Raw genomic sequence first — 17,257 nt, 5'->3', positions numbered from 1 at the left:
CAAGTAATTCATTATAAATAAATTAAGCTTCTGTCAAACTATTTTTACTTGATGGCATTTCGAAAATTTCCAAATCAAAATAAACTACCGAGGCCAATACATGATCGAAAATATCACTCATTATATATTCGTAGTTTTCAAATCTTTTGTCTTTTGTAAAAACATAAATCTCCAATGGAATTCCTTGCGATGTAGGTTGTAGGTGTCTACATAGCAATATCATATCTTTATTTAAACCAGGGTAATTTTCAAGATAATTGGTCAAATATTTTCTAAATAATCCAAAATTGGTCAAGTTTCTGCCATTCACCGAGAGTGATTTATCAATTTGATGCATTTGATTGTGCTTTGAAATATCAACTTGTTTTTTTTCTATATAAGTTTTAATCAACTGAATTTGTTTAAAATCTTCCAATTCTTCTTCTCGAATAAATCGAATACTCGTTGATTTTATTAGAACATGACGTTTTATTCTTCGACCATCAGCATTTATCATACCACGCCAGTTCCTAAAACTATCAGAAATTAAGCTGTAAGTTGGAATAGTTGTTGTTGTATTATCAAAATTTTTAACCTTTACAGTTGCCAAATTTATTTCGATAACATCGCCATCGGCACCAAATTTATCCATTGTTATCCAATCACCAATCCGAACCATATCGTTAACAGTAACTTGAACGCTTGCTACAAAACCGAGTATTGTATCTCTAAAAATTAAAATAATTAAAGCTGAAATAGCTCCTAATATGGAAAGAATTTTATCTGAATTTAAGTCAAATAATTTGGCAATAATTATAGTAATTCCTAAAACCCACAGAATTATCATAATGACTTGAATATAGCTATCTATAGGTTTGTCGCTGTATGCAGGAATGGTTTTCAGGTGATCGCGCAAAGCATTGAAAATGGTTCTAATAATCCATAAAAGCAACAAAATAATGTATATTCCAACTAGTTTTCCGAAAATTGCTTCCCAAGAATTAAAATCTTTTAAAATAATGGGCACAGATTTATAAACATATACCAAAGGTATCAATAATGAGATGTATTTTGCAGTATCACTAGAAACCAACAAATCATCGAATTTTGTTTTGGTTCTTCTGGCAACAATAGCCATAATTGTTACGAGTATAAACCTGAAAACGGTATAAATTATATATGAAATAACATATAAAATTGCAATATTTACAATCAATCCTAAATAAGCAGCAATAGTTTCGTTAAAACCTAATTTGATTAAAAACTTGTCGCACCAACCAAAAATATTTTGTGTCAATTTAAGCATGTCTTAAGTATTTTTTTTCGATGTAAAATGTACCAAACGGAGGAATCGAAGCTAGACAAATTTCTAAATATTTAAGGAAATTCCATTTTTGAGTAAATTTTAATACAGAAGCAAAAATTATATAAACTGTAAAAAAAACACCGTGGGCCATTCCTATATGTTTTACAAAAATTGGATTATCAAAAATATATTTCATTGGCATGGCGAAAAAAAATAGTAATAAAGCAGATATTCCTTCAATAATAGCAACAATTTTGAAAACCTTAAGCATTTGTTTTTGTTTTAATTTTAATGCAAATTTAAGAATTATCAACGATAATTACTGTATCAAAACCCAAAGTAATTTATATTTGCAGTAAGATCTTAAGAATTATGAGCAAACGCGATTTAAAGAAATATATTTCAGAATTAAATAAAGAGCAACTTGAAGAACAAATAATCGAATTATACGATAAATTTATTCCAGTAAAAACATATTACAACTTTGTTTTTAACCCAAACGAAAATAATTTACTTAAGGACGCAAAGCTTAAAATTTCCAACGAATATTTTCCGCAACGTGCCAAAAGACCCAAAATGCGAAGATCTGTCGCCCAAAAATACATCAAACATTTTATCCAACTGGGAGTTGATTCTTATGTTATCGCAGAAATTATGTTGTACAATATTGAAATTGCACAAATACTTTCGGCAGAAAGGCCTATTGGCAATGAATTGTTTTACAAAAGTATGTTTACTTCATTTAACCAAGCCGTTAGTTTTTTAATTGAAAAAGCCATTTTGAATGAATTTGAAAATAGAGTAGTGGCTATTAAAAACAAAACGATAGCTCAAAACTGGATAAATGCGTTCGAGTTTAATGCTGTCGTTGAAAGATTTAATTATTGATTTTTTTTCTTTTATCATTTAAATTAGTATTAAACCCTTTTTATGACGTACTTTTGCAAAATCCGATAAAAATTGAGGATTATAAAGTATGTATCAAAACGACATTGAACACGAAATTGAAGAGAAAAAAATACTTTACGACTATCAAATTCGTGACATAAATGCCATTTTCACTAAAATGGAAAATGTTGAGAAAAATTTTCATTTATTATACCAATTGCCAACTGGCGGTGGAAAAACAGTTATTTTTTCAGAAATTGTACGTCGTTATCTTGAAACCTACGATAAGAAAGTAGTAGTACTTACGCATAGAATCGAGCTTTGCAAGCAAACTTCAAAAATGCTTAAAGGTTTTGACGTAAAAAACAAAATTATCAATTCAAAAATTAAAGAACTACCAGATCAAAACGAGTATTCGTGCTTCGTCGCCATGGTAGAAACTTTAAAAAACAGACTTAATGATGAGAAACTTATCATCGATAATATTGGATTAGTAATTATTGATGAAGCGCATTATAATTCATTCAGGAAATTACTCGGAATGTTTAAAAATTCTTTTATTCTCGGGGTTACAGCAACACCTTTAAGCTCCAATATTAAGCTTCCAATGTACGAAAATTACAAGGAACTTATTGTTGGTGATCCAATAAATAAACTCATTGAAAACGGATTTTTAGCCAAAGCAAATACTTACAGTTACGATGTGGGGTTGTCTAGTTTGAAAATAGGAATCAATGGCGATTATACCATAAAATCTTCAGATGAATTGTACTCGCAACTTGAAATGCAAAACAAATTATTGCATTCATACGAAGAAAAATCGAAAGGCAAAAAAACACTAATTTTCAATAATGGGATCAATACTTCTTTATATGTATACGAAACTTTCAAGGAAGCCAAATATCCTATAAAACACTTAGATAATACAACTTCTGCCGAAGACAGAAAAGATATTTTATTGTGGTTCAAAAAAACGCCCGATGCAATTCTTACTTCCGTAGGTATACTAACCACTGGCTTTGACGAACCTACAGTGGAAACCATTATCATTAATCGAGCCACAAAATCATTGACATTATATTTCCAAATGATTGGTCGTGGATCTAGGAAATTGCCCCATAAAAACGATTTTACAATCATAGATTTAGGCAATAATGCTGCGCGTTTTGGGCTTTGGAGTCAAAATGTCGATTGGCAACATATTTTTAAATCACCAGAATATTATTTGGACAATCTTCGTGAAGATGCTGAAATAGAAACCCATTTCAAATACGAAATGCCGCCTGAATTGCGAGCGAAATTTCCGAAAACCCAAATCGTAACTTTTGATGTAGATGCCGAACACAAACTGGCCATTTCGTTGAATCTACGCTCAAAAGTGGTCATCGAAAAATCGTTGGAACAGCACGCCGCTATGTGTGTTGACAATACCGAAGAATTAATCGAAGCAAAAAATTTATCCAAAGAATTAATTGATGATATAGAATGCCGCATGAAACGTTACACCAAATGTTTAAGCCAGTGTAGCAAAAATTATCGGGAATGGTTGGTGGAAGATTATAAAGTAAAATTATTGCTTTTAATAGGCAAAAAATACAGAGAAAAAATATTTGCCGAAGAAGATTAGGAGCTATTCCAGCTATTCGCTACAATCTTTGATTGCAAAAACCTTTTTTTCAATGCCTAAAAATTAACTTCCTTTGGTCGTTATTTTTAGTCAGAAAAAAATGCTTTTCCAACCAAAGGATTTTCGCTTCTATCTGGGCTAAAAATCGCAATATAAAGGGACAAGCTCCAAAATAGCAATATATTTGCAGTGTCATATTATTTTCAAAGATTAATTATTTGTTTAAATATTAATTAATCGTCTAACCATCGAACAATCCAATAATCAATAAAAAATGTCCACACAATTCTCCAATTTAGGAATCAACCAACACATAATAAAAGCATTATCAGATTTAAAAATTGAAATCCCTACCGAAATTCAACAAAAAACGATACCCGTTTTACTTTCAAGTCAAGAGGATTTTATTGGATTGGCAAAAACAGGAACTGGAAAAACAGCTGCTTTTGGTTTGCCGTTATTGCAATTAATAGATATTGAAAATCCAAACATACAAGCCATTATTTTGGTTCCAACAAGAGAATTAGGCAACCAAATTTTTAATAATTTAGAAAGTTTTGCAAAATATTTGTCTAATGTTTCTATTGCTTCTGTTTGTGGTGGCGTTCCAATTAAACCGCAAATAGAACGTTTAAAGGAAACCACACATATAATAGTTGCAACTCCGGGAAGATTAATCGATTTAATAAAGCGAAATGCTATAAACATTAAAGAAACCAATTATTTAATTCTTGATGAAGCAGATGAAATGGCTACAGCTTTAAAAGAAGGATTAGAAGAAATAGTTTCACATTTGCCAAAAACCAGAAAAACTTGGTTATTTTCTGCAACCATGCCAGGCACAGTGAAACAATTGATACAAAATTACATGTCAAAAAAAATGACAACAGTAAGTGTCAATATGGAAATAGTTGGAAATTTGGCCATAAACCACCAGTATATTGTAGTAGATCCTATTGAAAAATTGGACGTTTTAACACATTTTCTATCATCAAAAGAAGGAGAACGTGGTATTATTTTCTGTAAAACAAAAGCTGCGGTAAATAAATTAGCAAAAAATTTAGCCATTAATCGATTTTCATCAGGTGCCATTCATGGTAGTTTGACACAACCCATAAGAGACAGAATAATGGATCAATTTAGAGCTGGGCATATTAATATTTTGGTCGCAACCGATTTGGCAGCACGAGGAATTGACGTTTCTGCCATATCATATGTAGTAAATTATCATTTGCCAGATGTTTACGAAACCTATGTTCACAGAAGTGGTCGTACCGCTAGAGCTGGTGCAGAAGGATTATCGTTAACAATTTTACAACAAGAAGAAGTTCAAGAAATTCCAGCATTTGAAAAAGCGTTGGGAATTAAATTTGAAAAATTTCAAAAGCCAAAACGAGAAAGCGTTGAAGAAAACAATGCTTATTTATGGTCAAAAAAAATATTCAAAACCAAGCCAAACCATGAAATTTCAATTGATTTAAAAGATAAAATTAAAACGGTTTTTCATCATCTAACTAAAGATGAACTAGTTGAAAAATTGATAGCCAATTATTTTTTACAAAATAAAACTGAAAATAATAAAGTTGAAAAGAAAGTAAAAGAACATTGATTTTACTATAAATCCCCAATTTATAACAACTTAAAACTTTGTATTATATTTGAACTATAATTTATATTATGTAAAATAGAAAATTTCGAAAGAACATTTTTATCTTACAGAATTTGTGACTATTTTTACAGGCTAATAAAAAAGTGTAAATGAACAACTCTATTGCTGTACGTGTAGCTGAATTTTTAAAAGATTTCCAACCTTTTGTATATTTAAACTTTGCTGATTTGATAGAAATTTCAAATTCTGTTAAGGTTTTAAATTTAGAAAAAGACAAATCTTTATTTCAAATAAACGATCAATTGCACGATAGTTTTTATGTATTAAATTCGGGTGTTGTCCACTTAACTGTAATTTCTGATTCTGAGGAAGTTTTATTAAATAAATGCTACGTTGGTGATATTTTTGGTCTACGTCCGTTTTTTGCCAAAAACAATTACCAAATGAACGCCAAAGCTAGAGAAGAAAGCATAATTTATGCTATTCCTATTGATGTATTCAGACCATATCTAGCACAAAACTCAGAAATTTTAAATTTCTTATTGGAGAGTTTTTCAACCAATACCAAAGGTGCATTGGATAAGGATAATACAGATAAAATTGTCAATAGCAACATGATTTTTTCTGATAATCAAACCGATGTGTCCTATTTTCAATCATTAAGCTATAATAAAAAGCCACTTCAATTCTCACCGAATACTACGGTAAAAGATGTTGCTATATCAATGTCTGAAAATTTGCATAATAACGCGTTAATTGTAGAGAATAATTTTCCAATTGGAATAGTCTCAGATTCAGATTTCAGATTAAAAATTGCTACAGGTAAGTTTGAAATAAACGCAAAAATTTATAATTTGATGCATTCTCCAGTAACCACAGTTTCTGAAAGTATTACTGTAAATGAAGCACAACTTTTGATGTTAAAAAACGAAGTTTCGCATTTGTGTGTAACTTTAGATGGTACCGAAAAATCTGAAATTAAAGGTGTTATATCCGAACACGATTTAATATTGGCTCAAGCAAACAACCCTGGCGTGTTATTAAAAAAAATAAAAAACGCGCATACTTCTGCAGAATTGAGACAAGTTAGACAAAATTTAACTGAAATAATACAGTCTTCCATCTCAAAAAATTTACCATTAACACATATAAATACTGTTGCTGGAGAAATTACTTTGACAATAGTAAAAAGGTGTGTTGAACTTATAATTTTAGAATTGGGCTCTCCACCTGCTCGATTTGCGTGGTTGTGCGTGGGTAGCCAAGGTCGTAAAGAACAAATTCTCTTGACCAATCAAGATAGTATTTTGGTTTTTGAAGATGTGGTAGATGAGAAATATTATGATGTGAAAGATTATTTTATGAGACTGGCACAAAAAACCACTGTTTTAATTGAACAATCTGGTTTCAATATTAGTAAAAATGGTTATATTGAAAGTAATTTTAATTGGTGTAAATCCTTGACTGATTGGATAAAACAATATAATAGTTGGATAAATACTCCAGGTGAAAATTCAAATGAAATTGGAACACATTTTTTTGATTATGAAATGGCTTTTGGTGATCAAAATATTGAAGACATAATCACTGAAAATATTTTTAAGAACACAAAAAATAATATTTTATTTTTTGATTTTTTAGGGAATGATACCTTAAAAAAACCAGCTCCAATTAACTTTTTCAAAAAATTTAATGTAGAAGATGACGGAGAAAATAAAGGAAAATTTGATATTAAAACCAAAGCGCTTCTACCACTTATTGATGCTGCTAGATTATTGATTTTGAGTTTTAATGTAAGAGGAATTAACAATACATATCTCAGATTCAAACAATTGGCTATTGAGGATCCAAAATCGGCAGAAATCTATTTAGACTGTGCAGAAGCATTTATCAAATTGTCAAAATTTCGAACTTTAGAAGGTTTAAAGAATGACAATTCTGGTCAATATTTAAATTTAGATGAATTTTCTAAAGCTGATAAAGAAAGTTTAAAAAACGCTCTAGCTCCAATGCGCGAATTGGAAGAATTAATTAAAGACAAATTTCAATTAACAAAATTCTCTTAGTTTTATGATTGGATGGATTAAAAATATAAATAAAAAATATCCAGAATTCTGGAAAAAATATCTTTTAACCTTTGAAGAAAAGTCAAATCGATATGTTTCAATTGCACTTGAAACAACTGGTCTTGATTCCGAAAAAGATTCAATTTTATCAATTGCCGCCATTTCAATTGTAAATAATACTATATCTATTGGCAATAATTTCGAAATAAATATATCACAAAGTGATACTTCTGAACAAAGTTCATCAATTCCAACAGCTAAAAAAGAGGAAATTGAAGCTTTGGAATTATTTCTAAATTACATAGAAAACGCTATTTTAATTGGTCATAGAATTTATTTCGATGTAGAAATTATAAATAATGCTTTAGACAAAATTGACTGTGGTCGTTTAAAAAACGAAGCGTTTGACATCGAAATTATGTACAAAAAACTTCATGATTTGAATGATGACAAATCTTTCTCTCTAGATGAATTGGTTTCATTTTACAAAATCCCAAAAGCTAAAGTATCTACCCCAGATGAAGCCTTCTCGATAGCATTACTCTTTTTAAAATTAAAAAGTAAATTAGGAATTATTTAAACATATGATTTTTTCAAAATTCCCATGGTGACTTTTAGATATTGGAAATAATGAATTCAACTTTTCGTTAAAGTAAAATGGAATGTTATTTTCTTTTGTAATTTCTGTAGATTTTTTTAAAATTTTAATTTTTTTTAAATCACTTTTTTTTAAAACAGAAATTGTATGAATAAAATGTTTTGAAATTTGTGTTTTTGTAAAATACTGTTCATTTTTAAAATTTACCCAACCCATTTTTAAATCAACACCAAAACATTCAAATTGAATTGGATTAAAACTTCTAATTCCTGTTTCACGATTGTAAATTTTGTAACTAGCCTCTTTCCTACTCCATAAATTCCAAACCATAATATCTTGATTAATAGAATTTTGAATTAAAAGTTGCTCATTTTCAGTAAAAATTTTATCTAGAAAACCTTTCCGTCTCCAATTGCTTTCAATTCTTGCCAATCGTAAATCAATAATATCATTACCAATCATTTTTCAGATAATTTTGCTTCTATAATTATCAATGCAGATTTCACATCAAGCATTTTTTCCATGGATTCATTGTCGATATTGATATCAAATATTTCTTCAATATCAAGAACTACATCAACCAAATTGGCCGAATTAATTTGTAAATCATTTATAAAATCTGTATTTTCATTCAGATTATCAAAAGCTTCTTGATTTTTAATATAGGGTTTTACGATTGATTTAAGTTTTTCTATTATTTCTGTTTTAGTCATTTTAAAGTTGATTGTATTTGAATTACTAAGTTATTATATTTTTCTAATTTTTAAATTTACTAAAAATTACACAACCATTCACGTCACCGAAACCAAAACTAGCTTTGGCAACAATCTTGACTTCCTGTTGAATGAGTTCTTGTGGGATTCTTGATTTATCAATCAAATTTGTAATTTCAGGATTTAAATCTTCACAATTTATATTTGGGAAAATAAAATTATCATAAATTTGCAAAATTGATGCCACACTTTCGATACTTCCAGCGGCTGAAAGGCAATGCCCAACCATTGATTTTAGCGAGTTTATAAATGGGAAATTTGCTCCACTCCTACTTAAAGCCTTTGTCCAATTTTCAATTTCTAAACTATCTTTTGATGTCGCTGTTAAATGTCCGTTGATTGCATCGATATCATTTGAAGAAATTCCTGAATTTTGAATGGCATTTTCAATACATTTCTGAACCGCAACTGGATTTGGCGCTGTCATGGTTCCCAATCCTCGTTGCCCACCAGAATTAATATTTCCACCTAAAATTTCTGCATAAATTTTGGCACCGCGAGCCAATGCTGTTTCTAAATCTTCAATTACAAATGCGCCTGCGCCACTTCCAGGAACAAAGCCCGAAGCCGAAGCCGACATTGGTCTTGAACCTTTTTCTGGTTCATGATTGTGTTTAAAAGTACATACTTTCATAGCATCAAAACCACCCCAAATATAAGGTCCAGAATCTGAAGTGCTACCCGCCAAAATACGTTTGGCTTGCCCAGATTTTATGCGTTCGTAAGCCATTAAAATACTTTCTGTTCCTGTGGTACAAGCAGATGAATTGGTGGTGACTTGATTCCCTAATCCTAATTTTCCACCTAAATAAGCGCTTACGCCACTGTTCATAGTCTGTGCCACGGCTGTACTTCCCAATCTACGGGTTTGCAAATCATCAATTTTATAAATACTTTCACGAAATTTATCTATTCCTGAGGTTCCTGTTCCGAAAATGGTACCAGAATCCCAATCTGGATTTTCTTGAATTTCTAAAGATAATCCAGCATCTTTCCATGCATCAATTCCAGCGATAACTCCATATAATATTCCAGTGGAATTAAAATTTCGCAATTCCAATTCTGTAAAATATTGTAATGATAATTCGCTTGAAATTTTTGGTTTTCCAGCTATTTGACAAGAAAATTGCAATCTTTCGAGTTCTGCATCATGTTTGATACCTGAAATTCCGCTTTTTATGGCATTTGTAAACGCATCAAGTCCTACTCCATTTGGAGCGACAACGCCAAGACCAGTGATTACAACTCTATTTCTCATTTTGTCATTGCGAGGAACGAAGCAATCTCATTCCAAATTAAATTACCATTCCTGAAATTGTACCATAACAAACTTCTTCATTTTTAGCATTTAACATTTTGACTTTACATTTTAATTTCCCAAATCGGAAATATACTTTTTCAGAAAAAACTGTTACTTTTTCATTAGGAAAAACAGGTTTTAAAAATTCAATTTCAGATGATGTTAATGCAAAATTAAAACTTTTGCTTTCATCTTTCATCAAATAAATTCCCAAACAAACCAAACCAATTTGCGCCATTGTTTCAATTAGAATAACGCCTGGAGTAATCGGATTGTGTTTAAAATGACCTTTATAAAAATCCAAATCTTCACTAAATGTGTAACAACCTTCTACTTCATTTTCGTTGATATTGATAATTTTATCAACAAATAAAAATGGTTTTGAATACGGTAATTTTAATATAATTTCTTGATTTGACATAGTTTTCGCCACAGATTCACTGATTTTACAAATTATTAATCTAATATTCACAAATTTATTTAAAAAAATCTCTGAATCTGTAGTAATATATTTTAAAATTCTAATAAAACTCTTTGTGCTGAAAAGCCTGGTCCGAAACTAAGCATCAGACCTTTTTCGCCTTTTTTGGGTTGATTTTCCATTATTTGCTCTAAAACATACAAGACTGTTGCGCTCGACATATTGCCGTATAATCTTAAAATTTCTTTCGTTACATTAATATTTTTTCCCAAGTCTAAAAATAAATTTTCTACGGTAGTGATTATTTTTTTTCCACCAGGATGAAAAATTAAATGATCAATATCATTAATTTTTAAATTATTTTTCTCCAAAAACGGATGGATAATATTTGGGAAATGATTCGCAATGGTTTCTGGAACTTCCACATCCAAAACCATTTGTAAGCCCGAATTGGTGAGTTTAAAACCCATCATATCTATATTGTCATAAAAATGATACATTTCGTCCGCAAGAATTTCAGGACCTTCATCATTTTCATAAGACGAAAGCAAAACACAGGCTGCTCCATCTCCAAAAATTGCAGCACTCACAATGTTTGCCATTGAAAAATCGTCTAGTTGAAAGGTTGCCGTTGGACTTTCTACCGCGATAACAGCTGCTCTTTTGTTGGGGTTGGCCTTCAAAAAATTTCTTGCATAGATTATTCCTGAGATTCCAGCTGCACAACCCATTTCGGTAACGGGTAAACGTACAATATCTTGGCGTAATTTTAAAGAATTTATCAAATAGGCATCCAACGATGGAATCATAATTCCAGTGCAACTTACTGTGATGATATAATCCAAAGTTTCTGGATTCCAATTGGCTTTTTGAAGCGTTTTAGCCAAAACTTTTTCACCCAAATCAATCACTTCACGAACATAAATATCGTTTCTTTCCTGAAAAGAAGTTTTCGTAAATACTTCAATTGGATCCATTATAGAATAGCGTTTATCGACAGCAGCTCCTTCAAAAATTTTCTTTACTTTTCGGATAAATCGCTCGTCCTGATCAATAAGCCAATGGTCTAAAAAGGGAATTATTTCTTCGGTCGTTCTTGAATATTTTGGTAGTTGCTTGGCAACGGATATTATTTTTACACTCATATTTAATAACAATTTCAATAACAATTTCAAAATCAATTTCAAAAATTAATTTTAAATATTCTAAAGTCTATTTTATTTTATTATTATCCATTGGTAACGAAACCCCCATTTCCATTGAATAGTATATTTTTTTAAATTCATTTTTTTTGAAAAATTAATTAATTCTTCCTTTTTGAAACCACGTAAAATTGATGTAAGACCGTCTTGTTTTGACATTTTATTTAAGCCGAAAACAAAGCATAAAACTTGAAATAATCTGTACGAAATAATATTTCGATGCAAATCATTGATTACAATTCCAATTCTAGAATTATTATAAAATACTTTCAGTAAATTTTCAATTTCATTGTCTTTAAAATGATGCAATGTCAATGTGCATAGTACAATATCGTATTTCAAATTATCAAAAGCAATACTAAAAATATCTTCACATTGATAACTTATATTTGAATAACTTTCAGATAATTTTTGAGCATAATTGATGGTGAAATTATTAGCGTCAATTCCAATTAAATTGAAATTATAGTTATTTTGAAATCCAAAATCGGCCAATTTTCTCAACATATCACCATTGCCACAACCAACATCTACAATTGTTATAATTTGAGATTTATCGATACTATGAATCAATTCTTGAACGCCTTGTAAAGTTAGCTGGTTTCCTCCCAAAAGTTGGTTGATTTTTGCTATTTTATCCAATGCTTCACGCAATATTTCTCCTTCCATGGCAAAATCATCCATAATTTCAGGATCATTAGTACGGAATTTTGTATTTATTTTCATTTATTGATTAAAATTTTATTGGATTGGATTTCCATGTGTTTTTTTAATAATCATTGGCAATAGAAATGGAAATATGATTATTAATTGCATCAAAAACTTAGATAATTTTGTTTTTTGTAAAACATTAGACAAAAATCTTCCTGTTCTTAATCGATTTTTAAAATTAAAATTCCATTGAATATTATAACTATTTTCTAAACTTGTTCGGGATTGAATATTGTCTCCATAAAATTTTTCTATTAATTCAGAAACTATTTTCGCGCTGTGAATTGCCATTGCCATTCCGTTTCCACACAAAGGATGAATTAATCCAGCGGTATCGCCAATCATTAAAATATGATTTTCCACTGCTTTTTTTTGTTCAAATGAGATTTGGCTTATGGTAATTGGTTTGTCAAAAATTAATGTTGAACTCTCAAAAATTTGCTTTAAAATTGGATTTTTTGTCAGTACATTTTTTTGATAATCATCTACATTTTTATATAATTTAAATGATTCGTAATCTGCCAAATAGCAAATATTTATTTTATCGTTTTCCACTTTCGAAATACCACAATAGCCACCTTTAAAATTGTGCAAACCAACCAAATCATTAGCGAAATTTCCTGAATAATGTGCTTTTACAGCTAGCCAAGGAGACTTTTTTTGAATGAAACTTCTATTAAGTTTCTGGTCGATATTGCTTCTTTTTCCAAAAGCACCAATGACCAATTTTGATTTTAAAATATTATTTTCGGCAGTTGTAATTGTGAATTCATCATCATTGAATTCTACATTTTCAACATTGTCATGTAGAATTTCGCATCCATTTGAAATGGCTTTTTTATAAAGATATTCATCTAAAATGTACCTGCTAATTCCAAAACCACCAAGAGGAAGTTTGGCATTGATTGATTTTCCGTTTTCTGTTGAAAATTGAAGTTTGGAGATTTTTGTTGGATTTAAATCTTGTATATTCAAATCTAACCAACTTAAATAAGGCAAAACTTCATTGGAAATGTATTCGCCACAAACTTTATGCTTTGGAAAAGTATTTTTTTCTATAACGATAACTTTAATTCCAATTTTAGATAAATGAATGGCTGCTATTAAACCAGCCAAACCACCTCCAATAATTGCTACTTGTTTGTGAATCATATCAATGTAAATTTAACGCATAGAATCTTTAAATTATTTACATAATTACGATTTCTTTTTATAGAATAGATGAATTTTAAACTTAAAAAATTACAATTTTCCTTCCACAATTTCTTCCACAATTTCTGGATTTAATAAAGTAGTAATATCGCCAAAATTGGACAAATCTCCTTCGGCAATTTTTCTTAAAATACGGCGCATAATTTTTCCAGATCGGGTTTTGGGTAAACCTGTTACAAACTGAATTTTATCAAGTTTGGCAATGGGTCCAATATGATCTGAAATGTGCTGATTAATTTCTTTTTTTAGGTGTTCCCGATGTCTGGTTTCTCCTGTATCTTTTAGGATTACAAAACCATAAAGTGCATTTCCTTTTATGTCATGTGGAAAACCAACAATGGCGCTTTCAGAAACTGCTGGATGCTCATTTATAGCATCTTCTATGGGAGCAGTTCCTAAATTATGACCAGAAACTATAATAACGTCATCTACACGACCAGTTATTCTGTAGTAACCAACTTCATCGCGCAAAGCACCATCGCCAGTGAAATATTTGCCTGGAAATGTCGAAAAATAAGTGTCCTTGAATCTTTGATGATTTCCCCAAATGGTTCTTGCCATGGCTGGCCAAGGAAATTTAATACACAGGCTTCCCTCCTTTTGGTTGCCTTCAATTTCGTTGCGTTTTTCATCCATGAGTACTGGTTGAATTCCAGGCAAAGGAAGTGTTGCATAAGTTGGTTTTGTTGGTGTAACAAAGGCAATTGGTGAAATCATGATGCCTCCAGTTTCTGTTTGCCACCAAGTATCTACCACTGGACATCGTTTTCCACCTACATGGTTATTGTACCAATGCCATGCTTCTTCATTGATAGGTTCTCCAACTGTTCCAATGACTTTCAAGGATTTTAATGGATATTTTTGCACAAAATCGATGCTTTCTTTTGCGAGTGATCGAATTGCGGTTGGCGCAGTATAAAACTGGGTTATTTTGTGTTTTTCTATGACTTCCCAAAAACGTGAAAAGTCTGGGTACGAGGGAATTCCTTCAAACATGACCGTTGTGGCGCCGTTTAAAAGTGGCCCATATAAAATATAAGAATGTCCTGTAATCCAACCAATATCTGCTGTACACCAAAAAATATCATTTTCTTCGTGTTGAAAAACATTTTTAAAAGTGTAGGCTGTGTACACCATATATCCGGCAGTTGTGTGTACCATGCCTTTTGGTTTTCCAGTGGAACCAGAAGTATAAAGTATAAACAATGGATCTTCTGCATCCATTATTTCTGCTACATTATTGTCTGATGCATTGTCAAGAAGCGGTTGCAACCATTGGTCTCGACCACTTTCCATGAAAATAGATTGGTTGGTTCTTTTGACTACCAAAACATTTTTTACAGATGGACAATTTATTAAAGCTTCATCAATAATTCCTTTTAAATCGATGGTTTTTTCTCCGCGAAAACCACCATCTGAGGTTACGACCATTTTGCATTCTGAATCATTAATTCTTGAAGCTACAGCAGTTGCAGAAAATCCTGCGAACACAACAGAATGTATGGCTCCAATTCTAGCACAGGCCAAAACCGAAACTGCCAATTCTGGAATCATTGGTAAGTAGATACAGACTCTATCTCCCTTTTTTATTCCTTGTTCACGCAATACGTTGGCCATTTTGCAAACCCTTTGGTGTAAATCATTGTAGCTAATGTGCTGGGCTTCTTCATTAATATTATTGGGTTCAAAAATAATAGCTGTTTTATTGCCTCTTCTTGCCAAATGCCTGTCAATGCAGTTTTTTACTATGTTTACTTTGGCTTCTGTGAACCATTTTACTTCGGCTTCAGCCATATTAAAATCGACAACTTTGTCCCATGTTTGGTACCATACAAAATTTTCTTCGGCTATTTTGCCCCAAAATTTTCGTGGTTCTCGAATTGATTTATTGTAGTGTTTAAAGTATTGTTCAAGATTTTGAATTTTGTAATAACTCATTTTTTTATTTTTATTTGCTTGATTCAATTTTTACAAGCTTAAATTATATAATTTTTTTTCTAAAATATGTAATAAAAATTCTGCTACATTCAGCAAATTTGTGATTCTATAATTTAATACTTAAACTACATGAACGGATTTTTCAAAACTATAATTGCGGGCTTTACTGCAAAAAAATTGGGAGGCGGATGCCTTGGAACCATCATTCTATTTATTATTATTTACTATTTGCTCGGGTATTTATAGGATTCTAATCATTTTTTAAATACAATTGTTTAATATATTTTACTGGTGCGCTTCCGTAACCTAAAAATTTCTCATGGAATTTTTTTAAATCGAAATCAGATTTTTCTTTGGATTTTAATTCTTCTCTAAAATCATAAATCTCGGTGTATCCAGTAAAATAAGAGCATAATTGAACTTGAGACAGCGTTACTCGATTCCATTTTCCATCGGCTTCAGCTTGTTGCTGGAATGCTTCTCGTATTAGCAAATCAATGGCTGCATCTTTTGACATATTTTTGGTATGCACACTATAGTCTAAAATAGTATTGCAAGTGGTTCTTAAATTCCATTTATAATACATGAGCCACATTTCGTCCGAGTTTTTGTATCCGTTTTCCAGCATCATTTTTTCAGTATAAACTGCCCAACCTTCTATCATAGCTCCATTTCCAAAAATTGATTTTATAATACTTGGCGATTGATTGCTGTAAACCAATTGGGTATAATGTCCAGGAATGGCTTCATGAATATTTAAAATTTGCAAAATATAATCATTGTATTCACGCAAATAACTTTCTGATCTCGCGGCTTCCCAACCAGACATACTGCCAACATTATAATATGTATTTGCATTTTTATCATAAGGTCCTGGCGCAGATATTGATGCTCCAGCTACTCCAGCCATATAATCTGGTTCTTTGCGGACTACTAATGGTTTTGAAGGATCTATATAAAGTAGGTTTTTTTCTTTGACAAAAGCTGTTAACTCAGGAATTTGCTTTTCAATTTCTGATTGAAACTTGTCGGCAGTGGTGTGTTGCAATGAAATTTTATCAATTACTTGCTTGACTAATTCTAACGAATCTTTTGGTTTTGTTGTGGAAGCTAAATATTTGATCCAAAGCTTATCGGCAATTGTATACATTTTTTGATGTAAATTTTTTTTGTGTGAAATGGCTTTTTGATAAATTTCATCCGCAGTGAAACTAGATTGAATATCGAAATTGAATTTTTTAGTATACAAATCTTTACCTAATCTAAAGGTACGTGGCGATTTGTTGTTTAATTTTTTTAACCAATTTGCAAAATCAGTTATAACAACTTCAGAAATTTTCGCGTTGGCTTTAATTTGAATTTTTTCATTTTCTGGTAATTTACTCCTATCTAAAGCTTTAATTAAATCATTTTCAAAAACTGAAATACCGCCTAAATTTTGATCAATAGCCAATTTGGTATGCTCGATAGTTGGATTTTTAATATTTAATTTTGCAGATTCGTAATAGGCAGGAATATTTTTCATTTTGAGATTGAAATTTCTCAAACGATTGTCTAGCGAATCATAATTGCCATTTAGAATTTCTGCAAATGCACCACAAACATTATATTCTGATGGATTCCATTC

The 17,257-nt window shown here is 30.8% G+C and carries 16 protein-coding genes; 5 read left to right on the top strand and 11 right to left on the bottom strand.

Features of this window, described 5'->3' with window-relative positions:
- Window positions 1-22: 22 nt before the first annotated feature.
- Together RMN92_RS06750 and RMN92_RS06745 are read right to left on the bottom strand one after the other, a co-directional pair.
- Entirely contained in the window at window positions 23-1,285 is a 1,263-nt protein-coding gene (locus RMN92_RS06750; protein ID WP_309608701.1) for a mechanosensitive ion channel domain-containing protein, read from the bottom strand.
- A complete protein-coding gene (locus RMN92_RS06745; RefSeq protein WP_309608700.1) occupies window positions 1,278-1,556 on the bottom strand; it encodes a DUF3817 domain-containing protein in 279 nt (92 codons plus the stop codon). The genes RMN92_RS06750 and RMN92_RS06745 overlap by 8 nt, the downstream gene beginning before the upstream one ends.
- A gap of 101 nt (window positions 1,557-1,657) precedes the next feature.
- Between RMN92_RS06745 and RMN92_RS06740 the strand changes: the two genes are divergently transcribed.
- The 5 genes from RMN92_RS06740 to RMN92_RS06720 all read left to right on the top strand — a co-directional run bounded on the left by RMN92_RS06740 (window position 1,658) and on the right by RMN92_RS06720 (window position 8,055).
- Window positions 1,658-2,173: a DUF6155 family protein gene (locus RMN92_RS06740; RefSeq protein WP_309608699.1), complete on the top strand. Its 516-nt coding sequence runs from the start codon at window positions 1,658-1,660 to the stop codon at window positions 2,171-2,173.
- 88 nt (window positions 2,174-2,261) lie between these two features.
- Complete coding sequence (locus RMN92_RS06735) at window positions 2,262-3,800, top strand: DEAD/DEAH box helicase family protein (RefSeq protein WP_309608698.1); 1,539 nt, start codon at window positions 2,262-2,264, stop codon at window positions 3,798-3,800.
- A 274-nt stretch (window positions 3,801-4,074) separates the two neighbouring features.
- Window positions 4,075-5,409 (top strand): DEAD/DEAH box helicase, encoded by a 1,335-nt coding sequence (locus tag RMN92_RS06730; protein ID WP_309608697.1) that lies wholly within the window; start codon window positions 4,075-4,077, stop codon window positions 5,407-5,409.
- Between the two features lie 149 nt (window positions 5,410-5,558).
- On the top strand, window positions 5,559-7,475 hold the full coding sequence (locus RMN92_RS06725; RefSeq protein ID WP_309608696.1) for a DUF294 nucleotidyltransferase-like domain-containing protein: 1,917 nt from the start codon (window positions 5,559-5,561) through the stop codon (window positions 7,473-7,475).
- 4 nt (window positions 7,476-7,479) lie between these two features.
- Window positions 7,480-8,055, top strand: coding sequence for a 3'-5' exonuclease (locus RMN92_RS06720; protein WP_309608695.1), 576 nt, complete (start codon window positions 7,480-7,482; stop codon window positions 8,053-8,055).
- Here the strand turns inward: RMN92_RS06720 and RMN92_RS06715 are convergent.
- The 9 genes from RMN92_RS06715 to RMN92_RS06675 all read right to left on the bottom strand — a co-directional run.
- Window positions 8,041-8,535: a 4'-phosphopantetheinyl transferase superfamily protein gene (locus tag RMN92_RS06715; RefSeq protein ID WP_309608694.1), complete on the bottom strand. Its 495-nt coding sequence runs from the start codon at window positions 8,533-8,535 to the stop codon at window positions 8,041-8,043. The two genes, RMN92_RS06720 and RMN92_RS06715, sit on opposite strands and share 15 nt — an antisense overlap.
- Window positions 8,532-8,786, bottom strand: a complete 255-nt coding sequence (locus RMN92_RS06710; protein WP_309608693.1) for an acyl carrier protein — start codon at window positions 8,784-8,786, stop codon at window positions 8,532-8,534. Before RMN92_RS06710 ends, RMN92_RS06715 begins: the two co-directional genes overlap by 4 nt.
- A gap of 43 nt (window positions 8,787-8,829) precedes the next feature.
- The gene (locus RMN92_RS06705) at window positions 8,830-10,104 is read right to left on the bottom strand and encodes a beta-ketoacyl-[acyl-carrier-protein] synthase family protein (protein ID WP_309608692.1); all 1,275 of its coding nucleotides are present in this window, start codon (window positions 10,102-10,104) and stop codon (window positions 8,830-8,832) included.
- 37 nt (window positions 10,105-10,141) lie between these two features.
- Entirely contained in the window at window positions 10,142-10,567 is a 426-nt protein-coding gene (locus RMN92_RS06700) for a hydroxymyristoyl-ACP dehydratase (RefSeq protein ID WP_309608691.1), read from the bottom strand.
- Between the two features lie 92 nt (window positions 10,568-10,659).
- Complete coding sequence (locus RMN92_RS06695; RefSeq protein ID WP_309608690.1) at window positions 10,660-11,712, bottom strand: type III polyketide synthase; 1,053 nt, start codon at window positions 11,710-11,712, stop codon at window positions 10,660-10,662.
- Window positions 11,713-11,784: 72 nt separating this feature from the next.
- On the bottom strand, window positions 11,785-12,495 hold the full coding sequence (locus RMN92_RS06690; protein WP_309608689.1) for a methyltransferase domain-containing protein: 711 nt from the start codon (window positions 12,493-12,495) through the stop codon (window positions 11,785-11,787).
- A 15-nt stretch (window positions 12,496-12,510) separates the two neighbouring features.
- Window positions 12,511-13,632: an NAD(P)/FAD-dependent oxidoreductase gene (locus RMN92_RS06685; protein ID WP_309608688.1), complete on the bottom strand. Its 1,122-nt coding sequence runs from the start codon at window positions 13,630-13,632 to the stop codon at window positions 12,511-12,513.
- A 90-nt stretch (window positions 13,633-13,722) separates the two neighbouring features.
- Entirely contained in the window at window positions 13,723-15,630 is a 1,908-nt protein-coding gene (gene acs, locus RMN92_RS06680; protein WP_309608687.1) for an acetate--CoA ligase, read from the bottom strand.
- 250 nt (window positions 15,631-15,880) lie between these two features.
- Window positions 15,881-17,257, bottom strand: a 1,377-nt coding sequence (locus RMN92_RS06675) for a DUF885 domain-containing protein (protein WP_309608686.1), incomplete at its 5' end; no start/stop codon positions are given.

The sequence above is a fragment of the Flavobacterium sp. genome (assembly GCF_031363805.1).
Lineage (GTDB): Bacteria > Bacteroidota > Bacteroidia > Flavobacteriales > Flavobacteriaceae > Flavobacterium.
This window is presented reverse-complemented; position numbering and strand designations above follow the sequence as displayed.

Coding starts and splice junctions, on each gene's coding strand:
- RMN92_RS06750 (WP_309608701.1), bottom strand. CDS start 1,285: ATGCTTAAATTGACACAAAATATTTTTGGTTGGTGCGACAAGTTTTTA.
- RMN92_RS06745 (WP_309608700.1), bottom strand. CDS start 1,556: ATGCTTAAGGTTTTCAAAATTGTTGCTATTATTGAAGGAATATCTGCT.
- RMN92_RS06740 (WP_309608699.1), top strand. CDS start 1,658: ATGAGCAAACGCGATTTAAAGAAATATATTTCAGAATTAAATAAAGAG.
- RMN92_RS06735 (WP_309608698.1), top strand. CDS start 2,262: ATGTATCAAAACGACATTGAACACGAAATTGAAGAGAAAAAAATACTT.
- RMN92_RS06730 (WP_309608697.1), top strand. CDS start 4,075: ATGTCCACACAATTCTCCAATTTAGGAATCAACCAACACATAATAAAA.
- RMN92_RS06725 (WP_309608696.1), top strand. CDS start 5,559: ATGAACAACTCTATTGCTGTACGTGTAGCTGAATTTTTAAAAGATTTC.
- RMN92_RS06720 (WP_309608695.1), top strand. CDS start 7,480: ATGATTGGATGGATTAAAAATATAAATAAAAAATATCCAGAATTCTGG.
- RMN92_RS06715 (WP_309608694.1), bottom strand. CDS start 8,535: ATGATTGGTAATGATATTATTGATTTACGATTGGCAAGAATTGAAAGC.
- RMN92_RS06710 (WP_309608693.1), bottom strand. CDS start 8,786: ATGACTAAAACAGAAATAATAGAAAAACTTAAATCAATCGTAAAACCC.
- RMN92_RS06705 (WP_309608692.1), bottom strand. CDS start 10,104: ATGAGAAATAGAGTTGTAATCACTGGTCTTGGCGTTGTCGCTCCAAAT.
- RMN92_RS06700 (WP_309608691.1), bottom strand. CDS start 10,567: ATGTCAAATCAAGAAATTATATTAAAATTACCGTATTCAAAACCATTT.
- RMN92_RS06695 (WP_309608690.1), bottom strand. CDS start 11,712: ATGAGTGTAAAAATAATATCCGTTGCCAAGCAACTACCAAAATATTCA.
- RMN92_RS06690 (WP_309608689.1), bottom strand. CDS start 12,495: ATGAAAATAAATACAAAATTCCGTACTAATGATCCTGAAATTATGGAT.
- RMN92_RS06685 (WP_309608688.1), bottom strand. CDS start 13,632: ATGATTCACAAACAAGTAGCAATTATTGGAGGTGGTTTGGCTGGTTTA.
- acs (WP_309608687.1), bottom strand. CDS start 15,630: ATGAGTTATTACAAAATTCAAAATCTTGAACAATACTTTAAACACTAC.